We start from the raw sequence: 23,206 nt of genomic DNA, 5'->3' as shown, positions 1-23,206 counted from the left end.
CTCCGGCTCCCTTTGGCCCGTGACCGGTGCCCTCGCGCTGCTTTTGCTCGTCGCGATGACCGCGCTGGGCCCCCTCCTGCAGGGCGCAGGGTGGTGGTGGCTGATGGCGGTCGAAGCGGTCGCCGTGCTCGTCGTCTCCGCGGGCATCCGCTCGCTCGGCCCCAAACCCTGGGTCGTGCCACTGGCCGGTGCCGGCGTGATCGTCGGGAGCGTCACCCTGCTCTTCGGCGGCGGGACCGGGTTGCTCTGGCTTGTGCCGACCGGCGACACGATCGACCGCTTCCAGCGCGCTCGTCGAATCGGGGACCGCCTCCGTGCAGTCCCAGGGCACTCCGGCCGATCCCGTCACCGGCATCCTGTTCCTGCTCTGCATCGGGGCCGGCGTGATCGCACTGCTGATGGACGCCCTTGCGATCACCCTGCGGACACCGGCGCTCGCCGGGCTGCCCGTACTGGTGCCCGTCGGAGTGCCAGGGCTCATCCTGGACAACGGTACTGACAAGCTCACCCTTGTGCTCACGGCCGCGGCCTTCCTGCTCCTGTTAGGGGTCGATGTGCTCGGCCGGCGCCGCGGGGCCGCCGCTGGGCGACGCGAGGGCGTCGGGACCGCCGGCCCTCGCGGTACGGCCGGACGCGGCTGGCCCGTCACCGAGGCCTTCCTGATCGGCGGGCTCGGCGTCGCCACGGCGCTCGTGCTCAGCATCGCCGTCCCTAACCTGCCCGGAGACGGGCGGGTCGGCGGCCGGGCCACCGGACCGCTGCTCTTCGGCGACGGTGTGAGCGCCATGGTCAACCTCGGCCAGGACCTCCGCAGTTCCCAGGCAGGAGCCGCCCTGCACTACCGCACGAGCGCCGCCCAGCCGCCCTACCTCAAACTGCTCACCCTGGACCGGTTCGTCGGGCCGAGCTGGACGGCCCGTCTCGAGCCGACCAACACCGGGAACACCGTCGACGCGATCGACCGCCCGCCTGGACTCTCCGTCCAGGTCGCCACCACGGAGGAGTCCACCCAGATCGTCATCGACGGGGTAGCCTCGGCCTGGCTGCCCACCCCCGGGGCGGCCACGAAGGTGTCCGGGCTCGTCGGTGCCTGGTACTGGAACGGCCCGACCGGGACGATCGCGAGCACGAACAGCACGACCCGCGGCCAGAAGTACACCGTCACCTCGCTCACCCTCGAGCCCACTCCTGAGCAACTGCGCGCAGCGACGGGCCGGTACCCGGTCAGCGTCGAGTCGAGCCTGCGCCTGCCGAGGGACAGTCCCCTGATCATCGAACAGACCGCACGCGCTGTGACCGCGGGCACGACGACGCCGTACGACGCCGCCGTCGCCCTGCAGGAGTACCTGCGGGGGAACGAGTTCACCTACGACACCACCGCACCGGTCGCGGACGGCTACGACGGCGGCGGGGTCGACGTGGTCGGCACCTTCCTCGAGGTCAAGCGCGGCTATTGCGTGCACTTCGCCTCCGCGATGGCCGTGATGGCCAGGTCTCTCGGCATCCCGGCCCGCATCGCGATCGGCTACCTCCCCGGCTCCCGCTCCTCGAACTTCATCGAGGACAGGGACCGCTTCAACGTCGACGCCCACGACCTGCACTCGTGGCCGGAACTGTACTTCACCGGAATCGGTTGGTTGCCGTTCGAACCGACCCCTGGGCGCGGAACCGTTCCGAGCTATACCCGGCCGGCCGATCAGTCCACCCCGCTCGGCGGCCCAGTGGTCGGGGCGCCGTCGACCGCGCCGCGCCCGTTCGACGACGCCGGCCAGGCCCTGTCGACGGGAGGCGGTTCCGCGACGACGGCCGGGAACGACGCCGGAACCCCCGGACGCGTGGCTCTCATCCTCGGAGCGCTCGTCGTCCTCCTCGCCGCGCCGGGCGGCATCCGCCTGCTGCGGCGCAGACGCCGGCGCAACGACCTCGCCAGGGGCACGGCCGGAGGCGCAGAGGCCTGGCGGGAGCTCGTCGACACGGCACTCGATTTCGGGGTCATCGTGCGCGCCACCGAGACGCCCCGGGAATTCGCGGCGCGAATCGGCGCCCTGCCCGGTCTCACCGGCACCGGCGGGGCCGCAGCCGGTGCAGCACTTGCCCGGTTGCTCGCCGCGGCCGAGCGACACCGGTACGGGCGCCCTGCCGACGGGGCGCCGCAACCCGAGCTCCTCGGCGACCTCGACACGGTCTCGATGCGGATCAGCATGGGTGCGACCACGGGAGTGCGCTGGCGTGCCCGCCTGCTTCCGGCGTCCCTCTGGGGCTTCCTCGGCGAACGGGGGCGCGTACCCGTCACAGACGCGTAGAATCTCCCCCGTGACCAAGTTTCAGAAGACCCCGTACAAGGTCGACGTGCGTGACCTCATCAACCGCCCCGGCACGATGCGTGAGCGCCACATCGACCTGATCGTTCCCGACGACCTCGGCGAGGGACTCGTTGCCGTCAAGGCAGGGTCGACGCTCGACGTCAACATCCGCCTCGAGACGCTGCACGAGAGCCTTCTGGTGTCCGCGCAGATCTCCGGAATCGCGTCCGGCGAGTGCGGAAGATGCCTGATTGACATCGACTTGCCTGTCCGAGTCGAGTTTCACGAGGTTTTCGCGTACTCTCTTGATGAAGCTTATGAGTGTGCGGTTGTCGAGGACCATGTGGATCTTGAACCGCTCATCAGGGATGCAGTGGTTCTGTCACTGCCTTTCCAGCCGGTCTGCCGGCAGGATTGCCCGGGTCTCGACCCCGAGACCGGGCAGCGGCTTGCCGTTTCCCCTGAATTCGAACCAGAAGTAATGCGCGATCCCCGCTGGGCAGCGCTTGTGAATTTCCAGGCTTCCGAAAGCATCGGCACGGATGAAGACATCCGCGCTGAAACGGATAGAAGAGAAGAGAAGTAGTCATGGCAGTCCCGAAGCGCAAGCAATCACGCTCCAACACCCGCTCACGTCGTTCCTGCTGGAAGGCCGAAGCCCCCACCCTGGTCAAGACCATGGAAAACGGCAAAGTCGTCTACAGCCTCCCGCACCGCGCCAAGGTCGTCACCGACACCGCCGGAACCGCGATGTTCATGGAATACAAGGGCCGCAAGGTCGCCGACATTTAATTCGGCGATGCATACGCCCCTGGTACCGCTCATCCGACGGATGCCGGGTCTTCTGACCCGGGTCATCCGCGCGGTTCGTCGCGGTACCATCGGGGCGGTCGCCGTATGACCGGCAACCGCGCATCCGGACACACGATGACCGGAGCGGAGGCCGACCCCTCGGCCCTCGTCGTTGCGCTCGGCGTCCAGATCGATGAGAGCCTGCTCGCGCTGGCGCTCACCCATCGGTCGTTCGCCTACGAAAACGGCGGGGTACCCACGAACGAACGCCTGGAATTCCTCGGTGACTCGATCCTGGGGCAGGCCGTCACGGTCATGCTGTACCGCACGTACCCGCTGCTCGACGAGGGCGACCTCGCCAAGCGTCGGGCCAGCCTGGTGTCGAGCGTGGCCCTTGCCGAAATCGCGCGAGGCCTCGGCCTCGGTGCCTACATTCGGCTCGGGCGCGGCGAGATCCTCACCGGTGGCCGCGACAAGTCGTCGATCCTCGCCGACACCGTCGAGGCGCTGATCGGCGCCGTCTACCTCGACACAGGGGCGGATGCGGCGACGGCCTTCGTGCTGCGCCTGATCGCGCCGATGCTCAACGACCCTGGTCACTTCGGCGTCTCGATGGACCCGAAGACGAGCCTGCAGGAGGCCGCGGCTCGGCTTGACGCCGGTGTCCCCGTCTACGCCATCGCCGAGAGTGGCCCTGATCACTCCAAGGTCTTCATCGCGACGGTCACCGTCGGCGTCGTCGTCGCGACCGGCGAGGGCACCAGTAAGAAGCACGCTGAGATGGCTGCCGCCCTCGAGGCGTGGAACCGGCTCGTCCCGCGCTAGTCGCGTGTCGCGCATGCAACGGATGCCCGTTCGGCCGCTGGTCGGACACCGCACGTCCGTGTACCCGGTGACGGTATGCCCGGTGACTGTGAGCCCGGTGGCTACGCACCCGATGGCTGCGCACCGGGTGACCGCACAACTTGTGACTGGACGGTCCGATGCCCGAACTTCCTGAAGTCGAAGTCGTACGCGCCGGAATCGAACCCGCCGTCACCGGTGCACGCGTCACCGCGGTCGAGGTCTTCGAGCCGCGCTCCCTCCGCAGGCACGACCCGCTGACCGGCCCGTTCGCCGAGCACCTCGAGGGACATCGCCTGCTCGGCGCCGTCCGTCGCGGGAAATTCCTCTGGGTGCCGATCGACTCCGGTCGCGCCCTGGTGATCCACCTCGGCATGAGCGGCCAGGTCCTGCTCCGGGAACCGGGCTCTGAGGCAGACCGTCAGTTGCGCATCCGCCTGCACCTCGATCACCCCGACCACGGCGAACTGTGGCTCAACTTCGCCGACCAGCGGATCTTCGGCAGCATGGCGGTCGACCGGATGCAGCCCACCGGCGACGGACTGCCCGGCGGATTCGCCGGGGCGGGCACGGGTGCGTGGAGCAGGCTGATCCCCGGCCAGGTTGCGCACATCGCCCGTGACCTCATCGACCCGGACTTCGGAACGGATGCCGCCCTCGCCGCCCTCGCGCGGCGCGGCTCCGGGATCAAGCGGGTGCTGCTCGACCAGACCTGGGTCAGCGGTATCGGCAACATCTACGCTGACGAGGCGCTGTTCGCGGCCGGACTGCACTACGAGCAGCCGGCGTCGTCCTTGTCCCGCGCCGAGGGCATCCGTTTGCTCGATGCTGTGCGCACAGTGCTGCAGCGCGCCCTCGCGGAAGGCGGCACGAGCTTCGACGCCCAATACGTGAACGTCAACGGCCAGTCCGGCTACTTCTCGCACAGCCTCGCCGCATACGGCCAGCAGGGCAAGCCGTGCCCGCGGTGTGGAACGCCGATCGTGCGCGAGCAGTTCATGAACCGGTCCTCGCACCTCTGCCCGGTCTGCCAACGCCTCCGCTGACTCCGGTGAGGTCCTGCAGATTCCGGGTAGCGGGGGCGGCTGCCCCGGAATTCCGAGGCCGGTTTCCGGCGGCGGCAGAATGTGCAGGAGTTATGCCCAGACGGACGGTCAGGGACCGGAGGACTCGGGTGTGCGGCGTCGCCAGCCGCCCTCGTAGCCGAACGGCTCGAAGCCGAGCGCCTCGTTGATGGCGAGCATGTGCCGGTTCTCCTCCGCGTTGAAGGTGATCACCGACGGATGTCCGGGCTCGTCCCGTCGGATGCTCTCCAGATTCGAGCACTTGAGCAGCAGACCGAGCCGGTGTCCGCGATGTTCCCGCACTACGAGGGTGTCCTCCTGATTGATCGGCCGGTCGGTCTCCGCGGGAACGGAGAGTTCGGTGAATCCGACGAGTGCGCGGGACCGGCGGTGCACGACGGCCGTGGTGTAGACGGTCCGTGGCCCGTCCGCGAGCAGGACCTGCCTCTCGAGAAACCGATCGAGAGGCCAGGGCTCTGCCGGCTCCTCAAGCCCCGCGGTGGGAGTGTCCGTGCTCATCTTCTCGTAGAGCCTGGCCAGGTCCCGCTGCCACCGGATCGGCGTGACGCCGTGCCACTGCACGATCTCGTAGTCGCGGCCCGCGCGCTCCTCGGCCACGCGCAGGAGCCGCTCGACCCGCTCCCGGTCGGCAGGAAGTGTGAGGCGGCTGCCTCGCTCGACCTGTTCGAGGCGGTAGCCGCGACGGAGCAGGAACCGCACCTCCGGGTTTCGCAGCGGCAGGGAGCCGAAACCGGTCGGTGCGACCAGTCGTTCGCCCGGTGCGTCCGGCGAGGCCGCATAGACGATCTGGTTGACGCACCCCTTGGCCTCGGCAACCGACTCGAGCAGCGTGAACAGGGCGGTGCCGATTCCGCGGTTGCGGTGGCCGGGCAGGACATCGGCCCGAAGCCACGCCGTCTTCGAACCGGGGCCCTCGAACTCGCACACTCCGCGCGCGACGATGCGGGGCACGTCGGTGTCTGCGGCGTCGTCCGCCTCGGCGTCGGCCGGGAGCGCGTCGCCCCCTCCGGCAGGAGTCGAACCGTCCGCCGCCCGCACCACGAACAGCCGCCTCGGATCCCATTCCTGGTCGAGCCAGTCCGGAAGCTCCTCGTCAGCCGTCACGGACAGCTCGTCGGTTCCATAGGCAGCCGCTTCGACCGCGTTGTGGACCTCGGCGGCGGCGGCGAAGTCGTCCCAGCCCTCGGCACCCGGCTCCTCCGGGATCGTCAGTTCCTCGATCCTGCGCATCAGGTCGTCCATGCAGGCAGGCTAACCAATTCGACGGAGATTTTGCTTAAATCGTGCTCAAAATCGCCTCCCACGTGTTTTCAACCCAAAATCTCCGTCGAATTGGTTCGGGCAGCGGGGCGGCCGCGCCTGCCGGGCACCGGCGGATGCGTCCGGTACCGTGGGAGGGCCGATATCTACTCACGGGAAGGGCGCAACGGTGTACTTGAAGAGCCTCACCCTCAAGGGGTTCAAGTCGTTCGCTCAGCCCACGACCTTCGCCTTCGAGCCCGGGGTCACGTGCGTCGTCGGCCCGAACGGCTCCGGGAAGTCCAATGTCGTCGACGCGCTCGCCTGGGTGATGGGGGAGCAAGGCGTCAAGACGCTTCGCGGCGGCAAGATGGAGGACGTCATCTTCGCCGGAACCTCGACGAAGGGCCCGCTCGGCCGCGCCGAGGTGACGCTCACGATCGACAACACGGATGGCGCACTGCCGATCGACTACACCGAGGTCACCATCTCGCGCACCCTGTTCCGCAACGGTGGAAGCGAGTATGCGATCAACGGCCAGAGCTGCCGGTTGCTCGACGTGCAGGAGCCTGCTGAGCGACTCCGGCCTCGGCCGGGAGATGCACGTGATCGTCGGCCAGGGCCAGCTCGACGCGGTCCTGCGCGCGAGCCCAGAGGACCGGCGCGGTTTCATCGAGGAGGCCGCCGGCATCCTCAAGCACCGCCGCCGCAAGGAGAAGACCCTCCGGAAGCTCGATGCGATGCAGGCCAACCTGACCAGGCTGAGCGACCTCGCCGGGGAGATCCGCCGCCAGCTCAAACCCCTCGGGCGCCAGGCCGAGATCGCCCGCGAGGCGCAGACCATCGCGGCCGTTGTACGTGACGCCCGCGCCCGCCTGCTCGCCGACGACGTCGTCGGCCTGCGCAGGACCCTCGACGCCCACGGCCGCAGCGAGAGCGAACGGCACTCCGAACGCATCGTGCTCCAGGAACAACTCGACCAGAAGCAGCTTCGTCTGCGCCGCCTCGAGGAGGCCCAGATCGGTGACGCCGTCGACGTCGCCCGGCGCACGAGCTTCGGCCTCGAATCCGTGCAGGAACGCCTCCGCGGGCTGTACACGCTCGCAAACCAGCGTCTCGCCCTGCTCGGCTCCCAGGCCGATGCGGTCGACGCCGGCCCGAGCGTGACCCCGGCGATGCTCGCGGACGCCGCCGCGGAGATCGTCCGGCTCACCGAACGCATCGCGGTCGCCGAGTCGGCGTGGGCCGCCGCGCGCGCGGCCACCGCGACCGCGCGCCTCGAGCTCGACGCCGTCGACGAGGACATCGCCGCACAGTCCGCGCTCATCTCCCGCCACGACCTCGAGGCGTCCAAGCTGCGCGGCCAGGCCGAAACCGCGGCGTCCCGGCTCGCCTCCGTCCGTGGCGACGTGCTCCGCCAGCAGAACACCCGGAGCGCCGCGGCCGGTCGGGTGCAGGAAGCCCAGGCCCTCCTCGCCGCCCTGGAAGCGGAGACCGAGCAGGCGAACGCGGAGAACGCGGGGACAGGCACGGCGCCCGTTGATTCGGCCGACGCCGGCGCTTTCGACGGGAACACCCGGCTGTCCGAAGACTACGAGTCGGCCCAGGCCGTCGTATCCGCCGCGGAGGGCGAGGTCGAACGCCTCCGCGAAGAACTCCACCTCCTCGAACGCGAACGCGACGCGCTCGCCGCCCGGACGAGCGCCCTGTCCCTGGCCCTCGACCAGAAGGACGGCTCCTCGGCCCTCCTCGGCGCACAGCTGGACGGCATCCGCGGGCTCGTCGCAGAACACGTGCGGGTGCACCCCGGGTACGAGGCGGCGATCGCCGCAGCGCTCGGCTCCCTCGCCGACGCGGTACTGGCCGACGATCGCACCGCCGGCTTCGCGGCACTCGACCGGGTCAGGGCAGACGACCTCGGCCGGGTCGAACTCATCCTCGCGACGCCGACGGCCCCAGACACTGACGTATCCCCGGCGGATGCCGCCGGCGGCGCCCCCGACCGGCGCGCTTCCGGCGGACCCGCACGCCCGAGCCTCGCCGACCGGGCGGGCCTGGTCTGGGCCGGCTCGGTGCTCGACGCCCCGGCCGGTGTCCTCGGACTCCTCGAGAACACCGTCATCGCCGCAGACCTCGACGCCGCCCGTGCCGCAGTGGACCTGCTCACGCCCGGCCTCGCCGGGCCAGGGCGAGAGGCCACCGGCACCACCGGCCGTCCCCTCACGATCATCACCAGGACCGGCGACGTGCTGAGCGAGTTCGTTCTCCGCGGCGGGTCAGGAGCCCAGCGCAGCAAGCTCGAACTCGTCGCCGACCGCGACACCGCGGCAGACCGCCTCGGCGAGGTCCGCTCGCGCATCGAGCAGGTCGGCGGCGACCTCGCGGAACAGCGGAGCCTGCTCCGCCTCGGCAAGGACCAGTCCGCCGCTGCCCTGTCCGCGCTTCGCGCTTTCGACGCCCGCCTCGCCGCACAGGCCGAGAAGACGAACCGCGCGACGGTGCGGCTCGAGGCCGCTTCCGCGGAGCCTCCAGCGCATCGCGGCCGGCGTCCTCGTCGCTGAACAGGCGGTCGCCGGCGCCGAGGCAGAGGCCGAACGCGCCAAGGCCGCGCTCGTCACCCTGTTGTCCCGCCCGCGTCCGATCCTCGACGTGTCGGTCCGTGACGCGCTGCACGCCGAACTCGAGGCTGCTCGCGAGCACGAGGTCGAGGCGCGGCTCCGCGTGGAGACCGCGCGCGAGCGCGCGTGCGCTCCGGCGAGGCCCGCGCCGCCGGCCTCGCGCGGCAGGCTCGAGCGCGACCAGGCCGCAGCCGAGGCCGCCGCCCGGCGTGCGGTCATCCGCCGTCGCCAGGTGGATGCCGCGACCCACGTCGCCGAAGCGCTCCCGGCCGTGCTCGCCGCCGTCGACGCCTCCGTCAGTGACGCCCGGCTCCGCCTTGCCACCGCCGAGGCCGAACGCCTGAGCCAGAACGAGGAACTCGCAGCCCTGCGCCGCGAGGACGGAGCCCTGCGCAGCCGACTGCAGGCCGTGACCGAGAGCGTGCACGGCCTCGAACTGCAGATCTACGAGAAGAAGCTGCACCTCTCCGGCCTCCTCGAACGCGCCGGCAGCGAACTCGGCCTCGTTGAGGAGATCCTTGTCGCGGAATACGGTCCGGACCAGCCGGTTCCACCGGACAACGACCCGGAAGGCGCTCCGGTGGCCTACGACCGCGAGCAGCAGCAACGCCGCCACGCCTCCGCGGAGCGCCGATTCGCCCAGCTCGGCAGGATCAACCCGCTCGCGCTCGAGGAATTCGCGGCGCTCGAGCAGCGACACAAATTCCTCACCGAGCAGCTCACCGACCTGACCAACACCCGGGCAGACCTCCTCACGATCATCGACGACCTCGACGTCACGATGGGCGCCATTTTCGGCAGCGCCTTCGAGGACACCCGGCTGGCCTTCGCCGAGGTCTTCCCCGTGCTGTTCCCCGGCGGGTCCGGCAGCATCCGCCTGACCGACCCGGACGACCTGCTGACGACGGGTATCGAGATCAGCGTCAAGCCGGCAGGGAAGAAGATCGAGCGGCTCTCGCTGCTGTCCGGCGGGGAGCGTTCCCTTGCCGCCGTCGCCCTGCTGATCGCGATCTTCAAGGCGCGCCCGAGCCCGTTCTACATCATGGACGAGGTCGAGGCCGCCCTCGACGATGCCAACCTCGGTCGGCTGCTCACGATCTTCCAGGACCTCCGCGAGGCCAGCCAGCTCATCATCATCACGCACCAGAAACGCACGATGGAGATCGCCGACGCGCTGTACGGGGTCTCGATGCGGCAGGACGGGGTGTCAGCGGTCGTCGGCCAGCGGATCGTACGCCAGGAGGAACAGGCGTCGTGAGCACGGACAGGCGGAAAAGGTCGTGCCCGCGTCACAGCCGCGTCACGCGTCACAACAGGGCGAGGACCTACGCGCAGGCGTCGGTGAGCCTGCGGCACTCGGGGGCGCAACTCGTCCAGTCCGGCCGCTGCTGAAGCATCCGCTCGCACGCGATCGAGGACGCGTTGCAGGCCTCCACGCAGGTGTCGAGCATCGATGCGGCGGTCGTCCCGTCGGTCCGGGTGTGCCAGGACAGTACCCGGCTCGTCGAGGTGCAGATTTCGATGCAGTCGAGGTCGGCCAGGAAGCACGCGGTGACATCGCCGTCGCCGGACTGGGCCAGGCAGGCGTCGGCACAATCCTCGCTCGCGGCGATGAGCGCGTCGCAGGCGGCGACGCACGCCGCGGTCCGTGCCGAGAGCACGTTGAACTCGCTCGCACCGAACCCACCACCGGACATGCCACCACTGTAGCCCCGTCGGTGGCGTCCGGTCAGGCCTGCGGGGGCAGCGCCGCGATCAGCGGGTGGTCGAACGTCAGCACCCCGGTCTTGGCCGCGCCGCCCGGCGAGCCGATCTCCTCGAAGAAGTCCACGTTCGCGCGGTAGTACTCGCTCCACTGCTCGGGAAGGTCGTCTTCGTAGTAGATCGCCTCGACCGGGCAGACCGGCTCGCAGGCCCCGCAGTCGACACATTCGTCGGGGTGGATGTACAGGGACCGTTCGCCTTCATAGATGCAGTCGACCGGGCACTCGTCGACGCAGGCGCGGTCCTTGACATCCACGCACGGCAGCGCGATGACGTACGTCACGAGGCGACGAGTTCCACGGATCGGCTGATGCCGACCTGCTCGTCCCGCGGGACGACCTTGACCCGTTCACGATCGACCGGCGAGCCGTCCGCGGCTCCGAGGGCCCGTTCGTGGGCATCGAGCACGAGCCAGCCGTCCCATTCGGTGAAGCTGATGCCGCGGGCGGAGAGCACGGACAGGATCGCGTCCGCGTCGTCTTCGACCGGCTCCGGCAGGAGGCCGTTGCCGAGGTCTTCGACGAGTCGCGTGACGGTTTCGAGCGCGTCGCTCTTGGTGTGGCCGATCAGGCCGACGGGTCCCCGTTTGATCCAGCCGGTCGCGTACAGGCCGGGGACGGGCTGCGCGGCGGGGTCGAGGACCCGGCCGCCGTCGTTCGGGATGACGCCGAGCGTCTCGTCGAAAGGCACCTCGGCGAGGGGGCTGCCGCGGTAGCCGACGGCGCGATAGACCGCCTGGAGCGGGTAATCGAGGATCTCCCCTGTCCCGGTGACCCCTCCGGGGTTGGCGGGATCTGGCGCGGTGCGCTCGAAGCGCATGCCTTCGACCCGCTCCGTGCCGTAGACCTCGACGGGGGAGTGCAGGAAGTGCAGGTGCAGGCGGCGCGAGGCCCCGCTCGATTCCTTCGTGAGCCATCCGTTCAGCGTGCGGCTCATCACTTTGACCTGGTTGTTCGACGCGGCGAGGAACTGCTCGGAGGCCTCGTCCCTCGGGAAGTCCTCCTCGTAGACGATCACGTCGACGTCGGGCACCGCGCCGAGCTCCCGGAGCTCGATCGGGGTGAACTTCACCTGGGCGGGTCCGCGACGACCGAAGATGTGCACGTCGGTGACGGCTGAGGCCGCGAGGCCCGCGTAGACGTTGCCCGGGATGTCCGTGGGCAGCAGGTCGTCGGCGTGCTTCGCGAGCATCCTGGCCACGTCGAGCGCGACGTTGCCGTTGCCGATCACGGCGACCTCGCGGGCGTCGAGGGGCCATTCCCGGGGGCGTCCGGGTGCCCGTCGAACCAGGAGACGAAGTCGGCTGCGCCGAAACAACCCGGCAGCTCGGCGCCGGGGATCGAAAGCTGCGCGTCGCGGATCGCCCCGGTCGCGAAGATGACCGCGTGGTAGTGGGCGCGCAGGTCGTCCAGGCTCAGGTCGGTCCCATAGCCGACATTGCCGAGGAACCGGATGCTGCCGGCATCGAGCATCTCGTGCAGGCTCGTCACGATGCCCTTGATCCGCGGGTGGTCGGGGGCGACGCCGTAGCGGATCAGGCCGTATGGCGCTGGGAGGGTGTCGAAGAGGTCGATGCCGACCGTGCCGCCGGCGTCGCGCACGGCCTTGCCGAGGATGTTGCCGGCATAGATTCCCGCGGGTCCGGCGCCGATGATGGCGACGCGGAGAGTATGGGTGGTCATGAATGGGCCTTTCGGGATGGTTCTGGGATGAGCCGGCCGGAACGGGGCTCGTCCGGTGCGAGCTGGTGCTTGCGGTAGCGGGGGTGGAGCGGGCTCAGGGTGACGACGTCTCCCACCACGACGACCGCGGGGGAGCGGACGCCCCGTTCGGCGGCGAGGCCGGCGATGGTCGCCAGGGTGCCGAAGGTGACGCGTTGGTTCGGGCCGTAGCCGTCCTCGATGATGGCGACCGGGCAGTCTCCGCCGCGGGGACCGCCCGCGAGCATCGCGGCCGAGGCGGGCAGGCCGGAGATGCCCATCAGGAGCAGGACGGTGTGGTCGCTTCCCCCGGCAGGGATGGAAGTAGCTCGTGGCCCGTCACGACGGTGAATCCGTTCGCGACCCCGCGGTGGGTGACCGGGATGCCGGCGGCCGCCGGCACCGAGATGGCACTCGTGACGCCGGGGACGACCTCGACGGGGATGCCGTTGCTCCGGCAGAACTCGGCTTCCTCTCCGCCGCGACCGAGCACGTAGGGATCGCCGCCTTTGAGGCGCACGACCCGGCGACCGGCGCGGGCGTGCTCGACGAGGAGCGCGTTGATCTGGTCCTGCGGCACCGGGTGGTGGCCGGGCAGCTTGCCGACGTCGATCACGAGCACGCCGGGGTCGAGCTCGCCGAGCAGGGAGCGCGGGCCGAGCCGATCGGCGATGACGACATCCGCCTCTTCGAGCACGCGGCGGCCGAGCACGGTGATCAGGCCGGGGTCGCCGGGCCCGCCGCCGACGAGGTGCACGGTGCCGACCCGGGCGCGTGCGTCGCTCACCGGCCTGCCGTGAGGTAGAGGCCGCGGCGGCGCAGCAGCCGGCGTTCCGCGGGGGCGAAGAGCACAAGCTCGACGAGGATGCCGACGAACAGGATCACCAGGATCGTCGCGAGCACCCCGGGCAGGTCCGCGAGCTCGCGGCTCTGCTGGAGCATCGAGCCGAGCCCGAAGCCGATGGACCCGCCGACGGCGATGATCTCGGCGGCCATCAGGGACCGCCAGGAGAACGCCCAGCCCTGCTTGAGGCCGGCGAGGTAGCCGGGCATCGCGGCGGGCAGCACGACGAGGGTCGCCATCTCGACGCGGTTGGCGCCGAGCACGGTGCCCACCCTGCGCAGCTGCGGCGGGATCTGGTCGACGCCGGCGACGAGGCCGTTCGCGATCGAGGGGACGGCGCCCATCAGCACGACGAAGTACACGGTCGCGTCGCTGAGGCCGAACCAGAGGATCGCGGCAGGGACCCAGGCGACGGAAGGAAGCACCTGCAGCCCGGAAAGCAGCGGGCCGAGCGCGCGGCGGAGCAGCCGCCACTCCGCTAGGAGAAGGCCGAGCGGGGTTCCGATCGCCACGGCGATCAGGAATCCGATTCCGCCGCGGGAGAGGCTCGTGACCACGGCCGTCTGCAGGTGACCGGTCGACCAGAGGTCGGTGATCGACGTGAGCACGTCGAGCGGGCCGGGTGTGAGGTCGGGGCGCGGCTTGGCGATCACGATGTAGAACTGCCACGCTGCGATGAGGGCGAGCAGGAGCACGACCGGAGGCAGGACGCCGTCGGCAAACCGGCGCCACGGGCCCTTCTCGGCGAGCGGCGAGGTCTGCAGGGCGTCGAGCCCGGCCTCGAGCGTGCGGAAGTCCGCGTGACTGCCCGCCGTGGAGCCGGATACTGCGTCGGGTTCCCGGGAGCCGGGAACGATGGTGTCTGTGGTCGTCTCAGGCGGCATTGCGGCGGATCTCCTCTCGGAGGTGGTTGGTGATCTCGATGGCGAGGCGGGACACCTCGGGTGATTCAATGCGGCGCGGACCGTTGTCCTCGATGCGCCACTCGTTGCGGATCCGGCCGGGCCGGCTCGACATCAGCAGCACCCTCTGTCCGAGCCGGGCGGCCTCGCGGACGTTGTGGGTGACGAACACGATGGTGCGCCCGGTCTCTCGCCAGACCCGTTCGAGTTCTTCGTGGAGCAGGTCACGCGTGATGGCGTCGAGGGCGGCGAAGGGCTCGTCCATGAGCAGCACCTTGCGGTCCTGGGCGAGGGACCTGGCGAGGGCGACCCGCTGGCGCATGCCGCCGGAGAGTTCGTGCGGGCGCTTGTCTGCGGCATCCGCGAGGTTGACCAGGTCGAGCAGCTCGCGCGCCTCGCCGCGACGGCGCCCGCGCGGGACCCCGCGCAGTTTGAGGGCGAGTTCCACGTTGCGGCTCGCGGTGAGCCAGGGGAACAGGGCGGACTCCTGGAACATGACGGCGCTCTTGCCGCTCGCGACCGTGACGGCTCCCTCCGACGGGTGTTCGAGGCCCGCGATGATGTTGAGCAGGGTCGACTTACCGCACCCGGAGGCGCCGAGCAGGCAGACGAATTCGCCGGGCTTGATCGTGAGGTTGATGTTGTCGAGCACCACGGGCCCGGCTTTGCCGAAACGCTTGGACAGCCCTTCCACCCTGATGGCCGTCTCGACGTCCGCTGCGACGATCGCCGCGGGCGCGGTGTTCGTGCTGACGATGATGCCCGGCGGGCGATTCCCCGGGATGTCGGTTCGGTCGCGCTCGGTCACGGACACGGCGCTCACCGCGCTCCCGAGCCGGTGACGATGCCCGCGGCGAGGGTGGCGCCGTCCTGCGCGTTGATCACGAGGAACGCGCCGGAGCGGCGGTTCTCGGTGAAAGTCTCGATCGGCAGGGGAGCTGCCAGCCGCAGGGCGACCTCGCCGATGTCGTTGACCTCGAGGCCGGCGGCCGGTTCGAGTTCGAGCGTGTCGAGGTTGAGGCGCCCGGTGACGGCGGCAACCAGCGCCTGGACGGTGCTCGTGCCGAACTTGACCAGGGTGCGGTCGCCCGGTTTGAGAGCGCGTGGGTCCAGCCAGAACAACGATGCCGTGAGTTCCTTCGTCGATTCGGGAAGGGTGCCTGCCGCGCCGATGACCGCGCCGCGGGCGATGTCGAGGTCGTCGGCGAGGCGCAGGGCGACCGACATCGGCGCGAACGCCTCGGTGAGTTCGGTGCCGGCGAAGTCGATGCCGGTCACGACGGTCGTCGCCCCGCCCGGGGCGACGCTCACCCTGTCACCGACCCGCACGGTGCCCGAGGCGACCTGCCCGGCATACGCCCGGTAATCGCGGAAGGCGTCGGCGTCTTCCGGTGCGACGGCGACGGCGCCCTGCGGCCGGAGCACGAGCTGGACGGGCAGTCGGAACGCCTCGATCGCCGTGTCCACCTCGTCGACGACGGGCAGGCTCTCGAGCAGTTCGAGCAGGCTCGGCCCGTCATACCACGGGGTGCGCGGGGAGCGGTCGACGACGTTGTCGCCGACGAGCGCCGAGACGGGCAACACGTGCACGGCGTCGAGGCCGAGCTCGCTCGTGACGGCGCGCACGGATGCCGCGACCGCGGCGAACGCGGACTCGTCGTAGCCGAGAAGGTCGATCTTGTTGACCGCGATGATCACGTGCGGCACACGGAGCAGGGACACCACGGAGAGGTGCCGCCTGGTCTGTTCGAGCACGCCCTTGCGCGCGTCGATCAGCATGATCACGGCGTCGGCCGTCGTGGCGCCGGTGACCATGTTGCGGGTGTACTGCACGTGCCCGGGGCAGTCGGCGAGGATGAAGGAGCCTGCGTGCCGTCGCGAAGTAGCGGTAGGCGACGTCGATCGTGATGCCCTGTTCGCGTTCGGCACGGAGACCGTCGGTGAGAAGGGCGAAGTCGATGCCGCCGGCGTCGCCGCCGAAGCCGCGCTCCGTCGACGTGCGGGTGACGGACTCGAGCTGGTCGGCGAGGATCGCCTTCGAGTCGTGCAGGAGACGCCCGACGAGGGTCGACTTGCCGTCGTCGACGGAGCCGGCCGTCGCGAACCGGAACAGGGTTCCCGGGGCGTCTGCGGCGTCGTGGGTGGCGGCGTCCGCCGGGGTGAGCAATGCCTGAGTCATCAGAAGTACCCGTCCTTCTTGCGGTCTTCCATGGCCGCTTCGGAGATGCGGTCGTCGGCGCGCGTCGCGCCGCGTTCGGTGATGGTGGAGAGGGCGACCTCGCGCACGACGGCGGCGACGGATGCGGCGTCAGAGTCGACGGCGCCGGTGCAGCTCATGTCGCCGACCGTGCGATACCGGACGGTCCTGGTCTCGACGGCCTCGTCGGGGCGCGGCTCGGAGACGGGCCCGATGGCCCGCCACATGCCGTCGCGGCGGAAGACCTCGCGCTCGTGGGCGTAGTAGAGCGCCGGCAGTTCGATGCCCTCGCGTTCGATGTAGCGCCAGACGTTGTACTCGGTCCAGTTGCTGATCGGGAACGCGCGCACGTGCTGGCCGACGGTGTGGCGGCCGTTGTAGAGGTTCCAGAGTTCGGGGCGTTGGTTGCGGGGGTCCCACTGGCCGAATTCGTCACGGAGCGAGAGGATGCGTTCCTTGGCGCGGGCCTTGTCCTCGTCGCGGCGGGCGCCGCCGAAGACCGCGTCGTGGCGACCTGCGGCGATGCCGTCGAGCAGGGGAAGGGTCTGCAGCGGGTTGCGGGTGCCGTCGGCGCGCTCCTGCAGGCGGCCGTCGTCGATGTAGTCCTGCACCTTCGCGACAGTGAGGCGGAGGCCGAGTCGGGCGACCGTGGCGTCGCGGAACGCGAGGACCTCCGGGAAGTTGTGGCCGGTGTCCACGTGGAGCAGACCGAAGGGGACCTTGCCCGGCCAGAAGGCCTTCGCGGCGAGGTTCAGCACGACGACGGAGTCCTTGCCGCCGGAGAACATCAGCACGGGGCGCTCGAATTCGGCGACGACCTCTCGGATGATGTGGATCGCCTCGCTCTCGAGCACGTCGAGCTGGGAGAGACGGTGGCTCCCGGCCGCCTGGACGGGCGGCTCGGTCGTGGGGGCGGTCGGGGCGGTCGTGACGGCGTTCACTCGTGGAGCCCGCATTCTGTCTTGGCCAGGTTCGCCCAGCGTCCGGATCGGGGATCGTCGCCCGCGGCGACGGGCTTCGTGCACGGCGCGCAGCCGATGGAGGGGTACCCCTGCTCGAGCAGCGGATTCACCGGCACCCGGTGGTAGCCGGCGTAGTCGAGGATGTCGTCGAAGCTCCACGCGGCGAGCGGGTTGACCTTGACGAGGCCGTTGCGCTCGTCCCAGGTCACGAGCGGGGTGTTTGCCCGGGTCGGGGCCTCGTCGCGGCGCACGCCGGTGAACCAGAGTTCGTAGCCGGTGAGCGAGCGCTGCAGGGGTTCCACCTTGCGCATCGCGCAGCACAGGTTGGGGTCGCGGCCGAAGAGTTCCGCGCCGTGCTCGGCGTCCTGCTCTGCGACGGTCTTCGCGGGGAGCACGTCGACGATCCGCACCGGGAGGAGCCGGGCGACGGTATCGCGCGTCTCGTAGGTCTCCGGGAAGTGGTAGCCGGTGTCGAGGAAGAGCACGTCCACGCCGGGAAGCTGCGCTGCGACGACGTGCGGGAGGACGGCGTCGGCCATTGAACAGGCGACAGCGACGTGCGCGACGGAGAAGTTGGCCGCCACCCAGGCGACGACCTCGGCGTAGCCGGCCTCGCCGAGTTCCGCGGCTCCGCGGGCGGCGAGCGCCTTGAGTTCCTCGGCGCTGCGCCGGGGAGGGACGGCCGTCGTGGTCACGGTGGTGGGTCCGGTTCCGGTTGTGATGTCGCTCACTGCAGGGCCTCCTCGTCGGCTCGGTGTGCCCAGACGGCGAAGGTCTCGGTGTCGCGGCGGTCCGCGAGGAAGCGGAGCACGATCCGTTCCACGTAGTCGGCGATGTCGTCCGCCGTCACCTTGAGGCCGCGGACGGTGCGGCCGAGGCCGGCCTCCTCACGGTCATGCGAGGCGAGGCCGCCGCCGAGGTGCACCTGGAAGCCGGGGACCTGGCCGCCGTTGCCGTCGGGCAGGAGCTGGCCCTTGAGCCCGATGTCCGCCGTCTGGATCCGGGCGCAGGAGTTCGGGCAGCCGTTGACGTGCAGGCTGATCGGCTGGGGGACGTTGATGGACGCGAGCCGCTTCTCGAGCTCGAGCACGGCATCCGTCGCCGACTTCTTCGTCTCGACGATCGCGAGCTTGCAGTACTCGATGCCCGTGCAGGCGATCGTCGACCGTCGGAACAGGCTGGGCCGGGCTGCGAGGCCGATCTTGTCGAGGGCAACGATGAGGGATTCGACGTTCTCCTCCGGAATGTCGAGGAGCACGAGCTTCTGGTGCGGGGTCGTGCGAAGCCGGGTCGACCCGTTCGCCTCGAGCAGGGCGGCGAGGCTCAGCAGGGTGGGGCCGGAGACCCGGCCGACGAACGGGGTGACACCGATGTAGTAGCGGCCGTCGGTCTGCTTGTGCACGCCGACGTGGTCTCCGGGGCGGGTGGGCGGCGGGGCGGCCGGGCCGTCGGGGAGCGGCGACTCAAGGAACTCGTCCTCGAGGATCTGCCGGAACTTCGCGGGCCCCCAGTCGGCGAGGAGGAACTTGAGGCGGGCCTTGTTGCGCAGGCGACGGTAGCCGTAGTCGCGGAACAGGCTCGCGACGCCATGCCAGACCTCGGCGACCCGGTCGGGAGTGATGAAGACGCCGAGCCGTTCGGCAAAGCGTGGGGCGGTGGAGAGGCCCCCACCGACCCAGAGGTCGAAGCCGACGCCGAATTCGGGGTGGTCGACCGCGACGTAGGAGATGTCGTTGATCTCGTGCACGACGTCCTGGCTGGGGCTCCCGGTGATGGCCGTCTTGAACTTCCGCGGCAGGTTCGCAAGGCTCTCGTCGCCGATGTAGCGGGCAACGATGTCAGTGATCAGCCCGCTCGGATCGATCAGCTCGTCCGCGGCGATGCCGGCGACGGGGGAGCCGAGCACGACCCGGGGAACGTCGCCGCAGGCCTCCGTGGTCTGCAGTCCGACCGCTTCGAGGCGGGTCCAGATCTCGGGCACGTCCTCGATCCGGATCCAGTGCAGCTGGATGTTCTGCCGGTCGGTGAGGTCGGCGGAGTCGCGGCCGAATTCATGGGAGATCTCGCCGATGACGCGGAGCCTGGGTCGTCGTCAGCTGGCCGCCGTCGATGCGCACCCGCAGCATGAAGTAGGTGTCTTCGAGTTCGTGGGGCTCGAGGGTCGCGGTCTTGCCGCCGTCGATGCCGGGCTTCCGCTGCGTGTAGAGGCCCCACCAGCGCATCCGGCCGTGCAGGTCGGTCCCCTCGATGGAGTCGAAACCCTGCTTCGAGTAGATGTTCTCGACCCGGTCGCGGACGCTCAGGCCGCCGTCCTCCTGCTTCCAGACCTCGTTGCCGTTGAGGGGGCGGTGCCGTCCACCTTCCACTGGCCGTTGGGACGGCCGGCCTGGCGGTGGGGCCTGGCCGGCGTGGCCGCTTCGGTCTGGTTGGGTGACACGGGATCCTCCTTCGGCGCCGGCGAAGCGTGAACAACAGTGCAGCGTGAGCCGGGGTGCGTTCGAAGAATCTATCGAGATTGAGGCGAATTCACTCGTGTGTGTCGTAACGGCCGGTCACGCACCGTAGCAGAGCGTCACACGGATGCGCCGGGCGGCATCCGCTCCTATAGTGTCGGTCGTTCCCGTATCGGTTCTGGCCCTGTGTCGGTCACTGTCTGCTGTCGGAGGTTCGGCATAGTCTCGCCGCATGACACAGGTGATCTACAACACCGCGACGACCTTGACCGGTTACATCGCGGACTCGGAGAACTCACTGGCCTGGCTCTTCGCTGTCGACACGGCGGGACTCGAGGAACAGGACCTGTTCCTCGCTGGCATCGGTGTTCTCGTGGAGGGCTCCACGACGTACGAATGGGTGCTGCGCGAGGAAGAACTGCTCGCCAAGCCCCACAAGTGGCGGGAGTTCTACGGCGACCGGCCCACGTTCGTCTTCACCTCGCGCGAGCTGCCGACGCCCGAGGGGGCCGACGTGCGCTTCGTGCACGGGACCGTTGCTGCTGCGCTGCCGGCGATTCTCGCCGCCGCCGGCGAGAGAGACGTGTGGATGGTCGGAGGCGGCGACCTCGCCGGCCAATTCCTCGACGCCGGCGCCCTCGACACGATCATGCTCTCGGTGGCGCCGGTCGCCCTGCCCGGTGGGGCCCCGCTGTTGCCGCGGCGACTCGAGTCCGACCGCCTCGAGCTGGTCAGCGCGACCGCCCAGGGGCAGTTCGCTAACCTCACCTATCGTGTGCGCCGCTAGCCGAACCCGGGCATTGCTGGTGTCCGCGCCGCCGCGCCGGTTTCGGCAGGCCGCACCCGAAATGGCGGGCGCGGGCCGCCGAAACGGTAGCGGGGCGAGCGGATGTCCGCGAACCGGGTGGTACATGGCGTTCGCCGAGGATGATTCGGCGCTCGCCGAGGATTGGTGTCCCCGTGTGTGCGTGCCAGCAGCTCAGTTCGCGGGGGTGAGGGCGTTCCGGTAGCGGTCAACGACGACGGCGACGAGGAGCGGACTCGCGGGCTCCGTGGGCAGGAGCAGGGGCGCGGTGACGACATCCGCCCCCGCCTTCTCGACCAGTCGCTGGAAGAACCCCGGGGCCAGCAGGTAACTGCTCACGACGACCCGACGGCCGGGCCGCTGGATCCGCTCGATCGTGACGGCGCACGCGAGGCGAGGGCGTGCCGCGGACAGGAAGCCGAGCGCGACGTCGCGTCCGGCGGCGAGGGACAGCCGTTCGGCTACGATGCGGCACGCGGCGACCGCGCGGGCGTCGCTCGAGCCCGCGACCGCGAGCACGAGGGAATCACCGGCGTCGAGTGCGACCTCGTTGAGCCGTTCGCGGAGGAGTTCGATGAGCCGGTCGTCTGGTCCGAGCGCCTCGGTCAGGGTGACGGATCGGGCGGATGCTGCGGTCTCGCCGGCGACGGCATCGGTCAGGTCGACGTGCACGTGGTACCCGGCGGAGAGCAGCAGCGGGACCACGACGGCCGGCACACCGGCGGGGAGCGCCGCCAGGGTCGAGGGTGCGTCGGGCTGCTGGACGTCGACGTAGCCGAGGGCGGTCAGCAAATCGGGCTCGGCCAGGGTGACGGCGGCCATGAGCCCGGCGACGGCGGCCTGCCCGGCCGCTGACGAGGTGCCGTGGGCGATGCCGACGAGGGCGGGAGTGGTAGAGGCCGTCACCCCTCTATTCTGCACGGGCTCGTGCGAGCGCGCCTGCCCGATCCGATCCGACGGTGTTCAGCCAGGGGCACTGTTCGGTTGATGTGTGGATGGTGTTCGGACGGTTTTCGGGCGGTAGGGTCCACCGACGGCCCTCCGACCCGGTGCCTGGGTCAGTCGGTGTCGCGGAGGATCGGGTTCTTGCTGGCGAGGAGGATGTGTTGCTGCTCGGGGTCGAGCCCGGGTGGTGGGGTGAGCCAATACCGGCCCCTGTCGTCGCGGGTGATGCGCCAGTATTCGTTGTGGAGCCGGAGGTGGTCGGCCCGGCAGAGCAGGATGCCCTCGTCGAGGTTGGTCTGCCCGGTGTCGTCTTTCCAGTGGTGGATGTGGTGGGTTTCGGTCCAGGAGGGTGGTCGGTCGCAGCCGGGCCACATGCAGCCGCCGTCGCGGATGGCGAGGGCGGCCCGTTGGTCGGGGCTGAAGGTGCGTTGTTCGCGGCCGAGGTTGATGCCGCTGCCGTGGTCGTCGAAGGTGACGTCGAGGAGTCCGGTGTCGCAGAGGTTGCGTTCGAGGGTTTCGGTGGTGACGGTGATCGCAGTGCCCTCGATGACGCCCGGCTCAAGAGTGAGAGCCTCGGTCGCGGATTCCGCCTCGGCATCGGTTGAGGCCTCGGCCGTTACGGTGCCGGTGGGCGCAGTGCCCGTGGGCGCGGTGCTGATGGGTGTGCTTCTGGGGCGGATGGTGACCATGCGCACGGCGGGGCTGCGACCGCCGGCGATGCGCTTGGGGTCGGCCTTGACGCCGAGTTTGATCAGAGCGACGAATCCGTCCGCGGTGAGCTGTTCGGTCGTGCGCGGGTCATCCTGCACCCGTCTCGCCCAGGCGGCCTGCTCCTTGTCGACGAACCGCACCCCGCCCCGACGCGGGCTCGTGATGGCGTCGTATGTGCTCATCAGGTATTCGCCGTCTTCCGGGGCAAACAGGCCCACCATGCGCACCTGCCCCGTGTGGAGCCGGTAGAACCGCAGGGCCCGGTCGTCGTAGGCGGCTTTCTCGCGGGCCGCGATGCCGGCCTCATCGAGTACGTCCCGCACCCGGCGGGCCCGTTTGAACAACTGGTCCGCGTTCAGGCTGCGTGCTTCGGTGAGGAGCCGGGCCAGGGCGGACGCGAGTTTCTCCGCGGTGATCGCTTTGTCCAGGTCGCCCAGGCCTTTGCGGAGCGCATCGGCCTTCTCAACACTGAGCCAGCCTTCCGTGAGGGCACGGCCGATCGGGGCGTGCCACGGCGGAACTGCGGCCGGTGGTACCGGCTGTTCGACCGGCGGGAGGTCCGGAACAGCTCCGTCGAGGGGCGGGGTCTCGTCGATCAGCTTCTGGGCTTCGGCGGCTTCCCGGGCGGCTTTCTCGGCGGCATCGGCCTCCGCGACCAAGCGGCCGACCGCGAACAGTTTGGCCGCGTCGCCCTTGCTCGACCCGGAGATGGTCTGGAGCAGGTCTTCCGGGGAGCGGTAGCCCTTCCGGGCCGCGAGGCCCTTTCCGCCGAGTTCCGGACGCGACCGCCGGGCGAGGGTCGCCGCCATCCACGCGGCACACGTCTCCAGCGCCCGCCGGGAATCCGCGATCAACACTTGGCCGGCGAGAACCTGCTCGTCGCTGAGCGCGTCGTAGTCAGCAGATGACCTACCCAAGGCCGCGACAGCATCCGGCACCAGCACGGCGGCGGACGCACTGAGAGACGCCCCACCGTGCGGCTGATCGGGCGAAGCGGGCGACTCCGGGAGAGTGGTCATGCCTCAAAGTTAGGACAGACCACC

The 23,206-nt window shown here is 70.0% G+C and carries 16 protein-coding genes and 5 pseudogenes; 8 read left to right on the top strand and 13 right to left on the bottom strand.

The window, feature by feature from the left end:
* Positions 1-19: 19 nt before the first annotated feature.
* The 6 genes from KIV56_RS04355 to mutM all read left to right on the top strand — a co-directional run bounded on the left by KIV56_RS04355 (position 20) and on the right by mutM (position 4,984).
* On the top strand, positions 20-499 hold the full coding sequence (locus KIV56_RS04355) for a hypothetical protein (RefSeq protein ID WP_281535285.1): 480 nt from the start codon (positions 20-22) through the stop codon (positions 497-499).
* The gene (locus tag KIV56_RS04350; protein ID WP_281536065.1) at positions 384-2,303 is read left to right on the top strand and encodes a DUF3488 and transglutaminase-like domain-containing protein; all 1,920 of its coding nucleotides are present in this window, start codon (positions 384-386) and stop codon (positions 2,301-2,303) included. The genes KIV56_RS04355 and KIV56_RS04350 overlap by 116 nt, the downstream gene beginning before the upstream one ends.
* A 10-nt stretch (positions 2,304-2,313) precedes the next feature.
* Complete coding sequence (locus tag KIV56_RS04345; RefSeq protein ID WP_243011236.1) at positions 2,314-2,889, top strand: YceD family protein; 576 nt, start codon at positions 2,314-2,316, stop codon at positions 2,887-2,889.
* Between the two features lie 2 nt (positions 2,890-2,891).
* Entirely contained in the window at positions 2,892-3,095 is a 204-nt protein-coding gene (rpmF, locus tag KIV56_RS04340) for a 50S ribosomal protein L32 (protein WP_134447547.1), read from the top strand.
* 135 nt (positions 3,096-3,230) lie between these two features.
* Positions 3,231-3,920: a ribonuclease III gene (gene rnc / locus KIV56_RS04335; RefSeq protein ID WP_281536064.1), complete on the top strand. Its 690-nt coding sequence runs from the start codon at positions 3,231-3,233 to the stop codon at positions 3,918-3,920.
* A 158-nt stretch (positions 3,921-4,078) separates the two neighbouring features.
* On the top strand, positions 4,079-4,984 hold the full coding sequence (gene mutM / locus KIV56_RS04330) for a bifunctional DNA-formamidopyrimidine glycosylase/DNA-(apurinic or apyrimidinic site) lyase (protein ID WP_281535284.1): 906 nt from the start codon (positions 4,079-4,081) through the stop codon (positions 4,982-4,984).
* A 108-nt stretch (positions 4,985-5,092) separates the two neighbouring features.
* Here mutM and KIV56_RS04325 read toward each other — a convergent pair whose 3' ends face one another.
* Positions 5,093-6,265 carry a GNAT family N-acetyltransferase gene (locus tag KIV56_RS04325; protein ID WP_281535283.1) on the bottom strand — a complete coding sequence of 391 codons (1,173 nt, stop codon included), beginning with the start codon at positions 6,263-6,265 and terminating at the stop codon, positions 5,093-5,095.
* 187 nt (positions 6,266-6,452) lie between these two features.
* Between KIV56_RS04325 and KIV56_RS04320 the strand changes: the two are divergent.
* Positions 6,453-10,138 (top strand): annotated as a pseudogene (locus KIV56_RS04320) (chromosome segregation SMC family protein).
* Between the two features lie 67 nt (positions 10,139-10,205).
* Here the strand turns inward: KIV56_RS04320 and KIV56_RS04315 are convergent.
* From KIV56_RS04315 to KIV56_RS04270, 10 genes and pseudogenes are all read right to left on the bottom strand, one after another.
* Entirely contained in the window at positions 10,206-10,577 is a 372-nt protein-coding gene (locus KIV56_RS04315; RefSeq protein ID WP_281535282.1) for a four-helix bundle copper-binding protein, read from the bottom strand.
* Positions 10,578-10,609: 32 nt separating this feature from the next.
* Complete coding sequence (gene fdxA / locus KIV56_RS04310; RefSeq protein ID WP_281535281.1) at positions 10,610-10,927, bottom strand: ferredoxin; 318 nt, start codon at positions 10,925-10,927, stop codon at positions 10,610-10,612.
* Positions 10,924-12,326 (bottom strand): annotated as a pseudogene (locus KIV56_RS04305) (FAD-dependent oxidoreductase). The gene fdxA and the pseudogene KIV56_RS04305 overlap by 4 nt, the downstream one beginning before the upstream one ends.
* Positions 12,323-13,209: pseudogene (gene cobA, locus KIV56_RS04300) on the bottom strand (uroporphyrinogen-III C-methyltransferase); the annotation flags it as partial. The pseudogenes KIV56_RS04305 and cobA, both read right to left, overlap by 4 nt.
* Positions 13,128-14,072 (bottom strand): ABC transporter permease, encoded by a 945-nt coding sequence (locus tag KIV56_RS04295; protein ID WP_281535280.1) that lies wholly within the window; start codon positions 14,070-14,072, stop codon positions 13,128-13,130. The pseudogene cobA and the gene KIV56_RS04295, both read right to left, overlap by 82 nt.
* Positions 14,062-14,790, bottom strand: a complete 729-nt coding sequence (locus KIV56_RS04290) for an ABC transporter ATP-binding protein (RefSeq protein WP_281536063.1) — start codon at positions 14,788-14,790, stop codon at positions 14,062-14,064. Before KIV56_RS04290 ends, KIV56_RS04295 begins: the two co-directional genes overlap by 11 nt.
* Before the next feature lie 119 nt (positions 14,791-14,909).
* Positions 14,910-16,269: pseudogene (locus KIV56_RS04285) on the bottom strand (sulfate adenylyltransferase subunit 1).
* Positions 16,269-17,243 (bottom strand): sulfate adenylyltransferase subunit CysD, encoded by a 975-nt coding sequence (cysD, locus tag KIV56_RS04280; protein ID WP_432432600.1) that lies wholly within the window; start codon positions 17,241-17,243, stop codon positions 16,269-16,271. The pseudogene KIV56_RS04285 and the gene cysD overlap by 1 nt, the downstream one beginning before the upstream one ends.
* Positions 17,225-17,971 (bottom strand): phosphoadenylyl-sulfate reductase, encoded by a 747-nt coding sequence (locus tag KIV56_RS04275; protein ID WP_281536062.1) that lies wholly within the window; start codon positions 17,969-17,971, stop codon positions 17,225-17,227. Before KIV56_RS04275 ends, cysD begins: the two co-directional genes overlap by 19 nt.
* A gap of 5 nt (positions 17,972-17,976) precedes the next feature.
* A pseudogene (locus KIV56_RS04270) lies at positions 17,977-19,686 on the bottom strand (nitrite/sulfite reductase).
* A gap of 248 nt (positions 19,687-19,934) precedes the next feature.
* On the opposite strand from KIV56_RS04270, the gene KIV56_RS04265 reads away from it, so the two are divergent.
* A complete protein-coding gene (locus tag KIV56_RS04265; protein WP_281535278.1) occupies positions 19,935-20,489 on the top strand; it encodes a dihydrofolate reductase family protein in 555 nt (184 codons plus the stop codon).
* A gap of 192 nt (positions 20,490-20,681) precedes the next feature.
* Here KIV56_RS04265 and KIV56_RS04260 read toward each other — a convergent pair whose 3' ends face one another.
* On the bottom strand, positions 20,682-21,413 hold the full coding sequence (locus KIV56_RS04260) for a sirohydrochlorin chelatase (RefSeq protein WP_281535277.1): 732 nt from the start codon (positions 21,411-21,413) through the stop codon (positions 20,682-20,684).
* 152 nt (positions 21,414-21,565) lie between these two features.
* Positions 21,566-23,182: an HNH endonuclease signature motif containing protein gene (locus KIV56_RS04255; RefSeq protein WP_281535276.1), complete on the bottom strand. Its 1,617-nt coding sequence runs from the start codon at positions 23,180-23,182 to the stop codon at positions 21,566-21,568.
* Positions 23,183-23,206 lie beyond the last annotated feature (24 nt).

The organism is Cryobacterium breve, assembly GCF_027594785.1.
Lineage (GTDB): Bacteria > Actinomycetota > Actinomycetes > Actinomycetales > Microbacteriaceae > Cryobacterium > Cryobacterium breve_A.
Note: the sequence above shows the minus strand (reverse complement) of the source record. Positions and strands in the feature narration are given on the sequence as shown.